This is a genomic window from Shigella sp. SIG3 (assembly GCF_053555855.1).
Map to the genome: position 1 here is coordinate 1 of NZ_JBQZXE010000198.1, position 3,666 is coordinate 3,666.

2 protein-coding genes are annotated in these 3,666 nt (G+C 41.2%); one reads left to right on the forward strand and one right to left on the reverse strand.

Features of this window, described 5'->3' with window-relative positions:
* Positions 1-6: 6 nt before the first annotated feature.
* Positions 7-303: a YciI family protein gene (locus ACUU1I_RS19990; RefSeq protein WP_000967595.1), complete on the reverse strand. Its 297-nt coding sequence runs from the start codon at positions 301-303 to the stop codon at positions 7-9.
* A gap of 751 nt (positions 304-1,054) precedes the next feature.
* Between ACUU1I_RS19990 and ACUU1I_RS19995 the strand changes: the two genes are divergently transcribed.
* Positions 1,055-1,603: a recombinase family protein gene (locus ACUU1I_RS19995; RefSeq protein WP_000268372.1), complete on the forward strand. Its 549-nt coding sequence runs from the start codon at positions 1,055-1,057 to the stop codon at positions 1,601-1,603.
* The last annotated feature ends 2,063 nt before the right edge of the window (positions 1,604-3,666 follow it).

The window sequence follows — 3,666 nt, forward strand, 5'->3', positions numbered from 1 at the left end:
CACTACTCAGAACACTTTCTTAAATGGTTTCACTGAAACGTGTTCATAGACTCCTGCCGCTACGTACGGGTCAGCATCGGCCCAGGCCTGAGCTGCTTCCAGCGATTCAAATTCAGCAATAACGGTTGAGCCAGTAAATCCCGCAGCCCCTGGATCGTTACTGTCTACCGCTGGCATTGGACCAGCTGTCAACAAACGACCTTCATCATGCAGTAACTGTAAACGTGCTAAATGTGCCGGACGAACGGAAAGGCGTTTTTCGAGGCTATCAGCTTTGTCTTGAGCGTAAATAACATACAACACGGGCACAACTCCTTGTTCGGGAAAGTTGTAAAGTACGTTATTTGAAAGGGCGAAGATCTGCAACGGAAAGATGATGTCTTTGTTAAGGTCATGCATAAAGTAAGGGTAATTACGCCAAAAATGACATTTTCACTGATCCTGATCGTCTTGCCTTATTGAATATGATTGCTATTTGCATTTAAAATCGAGGCCTGGTTTTTCTACTGAAATGATTATGACTTCAATAACCCTTGAATGAAGTCTATTCGGTTTTCTAGGAGACCTGTTAAAAACAGGACAATATCAGGTGAATGACTATGCAATTTAATAGTAGATTTCCAAGTATCTAAGCAGTTTTACACAAATTCTATGCAGTATCGGTATAGTCTCTTTTTAGCATAACTTATTGAAATATATAGAGAATCTGTGAAGTCTCTTTTCAGGGAACTATGCAGGGTGTTAGTCGTTCCTCTCTCGACTCCTAGAAAAGTGCTATATACAGGACTATATAACGATATATAGATGTTTGGTCACATGGTGTAACTATCAAGAAACTTAACGATTTCCTACGTGAAAGTTAGAAAGTGATGGTTATAGTTACCCTCCTAAAATCTTCATAGCTCCTTCATAACCAGTCTTAAAAGGACTTCCTTTTGAGACACTTTCAACGTAACGGTAGAATGCACCCTCAAGTAGTCTCAAAAGGTTGTTTTTGGATTATGAGACAGCTAAACTTATGAGACTAACTTTTGAGACTTCTAAGGGGAACATTATGGCGGTGATTGGTTATTGCAGGGTATCAACACAAGACCAGACTGTAGACAACCAGAAACTACAGATAGAGAAGGTTCACAAGGTCGATAAATGGTTTATTGATGAGGCTGTCTCAGGAGCTACAAAGGCCACCAGCAGAGATGGTTTTAGAAACATGATGAACTATGTAAGGTGTGACGATACGTTAGTTGTGGTAGCTATTGACCGTTTAGGGCGTAATACCGTTGATGTGCTCTCTAACGTGGAGGCACTACAGACTAAAGGTGTGAGGGTTGTTTCTCTACGTGAAGGTTTTGACTTATTAACACCAATCGGTAGAGCAATGCTTACTATGATGGCTGGTTTAGCTGACCTTGAAAAAGACCTTATCAGTGAACGTAGAAAGGCTGGTATTGAACGTGCTAAAGCTGAAGGGGTACATATGGGGAGGCCTGTAAAAGCTTCTTCAGAGGCTGTACAGACGCTTATTTCACAAGGTAAGACGAGGTTGCAGATTCAGGAAGAATTAGGAATCTCTAGAGCAACTTATTACAGACTTGCTAAATAAGTTACTGAATAGTTACATGGATGTAGCTGATATTTGGCTTTTTTGCAAAGGGGATCACATAGCTGGTGTAACAGGTACTTAGCAGCTACAGACATCTGTCAGATATTTTTGAAGATTCTCAGAGAGGGAATTTGAAGAGGGGCTACTATGATTTTATAAAAATTTTCAGAGTCTGAAAAGTTACTGTACAGATTTTATACAAACTAAAAAGGACTCCCGTAGGTGATTCAGTAATGAATTACTTCACGAAGAGTCCCTTTACAAGTCGATTTTTAATCGTGGCTACGACAATCCACCCATACCAGACCTAACCGTACCCCACCTTACCAAGCCATACCCTACCCCGCCAGACTATAAGGAAGCGTAGAGAACCGATGAAGGTGTCTGCACAGTTGCATCTTAAACAACCATCACAGTGATGTCAAATAGTTCTTTTAAGTAGGAGGGGTTCCCCTATGGTCACATATCCCCTCTCTCCCGCTTAGTGTCCCTTGATAGTATCTAGAGAGTATGCCTGTAATGTTAGAGAGTATGCCTGTAATGTTTCTGTATCAGGTCAGCTATAAGAGGTCTGGATATTACCTTGTAAGATTCTTGGTAGTGATTATGCAGAGGGCTTGATAAGAGTGTTTAACGGGAGGAAGAGAACCATGAAACCGAAGGTAGGTTCTATCTTAACAGTGACTGTAAGAGATACCTGAAAAAATACTTTAACAGAACTACCAAGAAGAGAGGGAACGGAAGAGAGGGAACGATAAGACCAGAGGTAGTGACCTGTTAAACAGGCTGTTTCAAAGTCTCTTAAAAGTCTGTTAAGAGGGCTAGGTGAACAATCCTGCCATTTTGTCAAGTGTTTTGTCTTTAGCAAAAAGTGCTAAACTTAACAAAAAGCACTAAATGCTAAAGAGGCGATTAAGAAATATACTAAGAGGGGCGCTTCGCTTGGGGTCACTATGTTCTTTCTCTCCCGTTAAGAGGATTTACAGGGACATTTCAAAGCCCTGATAAGGTAAGCCCGATGATAACAGAAACAGAGGGCAAAACCACTTATCAACACTGTGAACGAATAACGTAAAGGGCTGGTTAAGAAAGTCGGTTTAGGGATTGGTAACAATACCAATTAGAAGGGAGCTTCCCTTTCTGGGGTGTCGCTCTATGGGTGAAGTTAACCTTTGAAGTTCTCTGTGAAGAAACTGAACAGCTATTATATTGGCTAATTACAACCCTTTGAAAGATAAGCATTTTTAGAAGTTACTGTTAAGGTTGCAGAGTTGTCTGTGAAGAGACTTGTCAGTTCTCTATATTGGGTGGTTACAACTCATTGAAAAATAAGAGCTTTTAGAGGTTACTGTCAGAGAGGTGAATACTTGATAGATACAGTCTTCCGGTTCTGTCAGGCTATTTTTTAACAGATAGCACAAAATGCTAAAGATGCCCCTATGCCATCTCGTACAGGGGGGTTTTGAAGGGAGTTTAACGGGGGTCTGTGTGGTCATTATCCTTAAGGTCAAGCGTCCATGTGCGACCGAACAGTTTAAAGACAACAAGCACTCTGACGAGGACGTAACGAAGTAGCAGATCTGCAATAAGTCCAATACCTCCACCAGCCCATACATCAGGTGACCCCAGCTCAGGAGGGAGATTTACCATTAGTTTTCCTTGTAAGGCGCTCTCAATCGCATTCTGACACAAAAAAGTACCTGACCTTATGAGTTGACCTGAAGAGGTCATTTAACTCGTTACAGAGCGATTGAAGAGGTCTGTGTGCAATGCAATAACCATGTGACCAGATACATAGCCACGCCTCATATTTTACTCTCCCCATAAACCCATTACACCGCAGATGTTACGAAATTGTTAAAAATACTTGGTATTAGTCTTTGAAAATGCTAGCATTGTATATATAAGTTAACAGAATAATAACATGTTATGAGGGGCAGAATATGAATGAGAGACGCAGAATTTAGAGCGATGCTTCAGGCATCAAGAGAACGCAACAAGCACAACTCCTACGCTTACACAAACAACCCCACCAGCTACGAAGTCCCAACCTTTAGCAAATC